Annotated in this window: 1 pseudogene; it reads right to left on the bottom strand. The window is 52.9% G+C overall.

The features are described from left to right. Positions 1-563 (bottom strand): annotated as a pseudogene (locus tag DVK07_RS22495) (hypothetical protein); the annotation flags it as partial. Positions 564-821 lie beyond the last annotated feature (258 nt).

Here is an 821-nt window from a genome sequence, read left to right on the forward strand (position 1 = left end):
GACTCGGCTAAAGCCTCAATCTTCGATGAATTCAATCCTGACGGGATCCGGAAATCCCGGATCACATCGAAGCCAGCTTCATCCAGCAGATGGACAACGCAGCCAGTCAACCCGTGTGCTTGACGGAGAATTTCGGACAGGAGATCATTACGACAATCGAACCCAGCACTTTCGTAGTCATTTCTTTTGAGAACAAGTGTGAGATCCCCGATCTTGCTTCTCCAAGACAGGAGTGCGTCTTGGAAAGCTGGAGCTTCGACTTCATCGAGCGGTACGTACGCTATTTGACGCGCCCAAGACAAAATCTCCGCAGGTGTGTTATCTAATATTGTAGTGAGCGTCGTCTCATCAAGTACTTCTCTGATTAATTTGGGGTGCGCTAACGCCATCGCACTACCTACTGTATAGTCAATGGGGGTTGTCGCATGTGACGATATGACCACCTCTTTGCGTAACTCGTCGACTGCGAACAGTTGTAGTGAGCTATCGATGTGATCGATCTCATCATCGACGATAGTGACAGTTCCCTGTTCGTCACCACAAGCTGCAGCTGCATCTCGCATAGACGGACACATCCGTCCAGTCGAATATCCCGTAGGAGACTCTTGGCCAGCCGTCCGTTGCGGGGCGGGGCGGTCGGCGGCCCCTGGCCGCCGACCTTCTTCCCTGCTGATTCCCGTAGCGTCGCCCTCGCTTCTCCACCGAACGGCACTAGCGCATTCACGTCTTTGTCGTTCGGAATTTGGGGTCGGATCGGGACTCGCATAAGGTTGACAGCGCTGTTCTGACTGTTGTTGCAAATTATCAAGAACCTCTGCGCC

Source organism: Halorubrum sp. Atlit-26R, from assembly GCF_003666015.1.
Lineage (GTDB): Archaea > Halobacteriota > Halobacteria > Halobacteriales > Haloferacaceae > Halorubrum.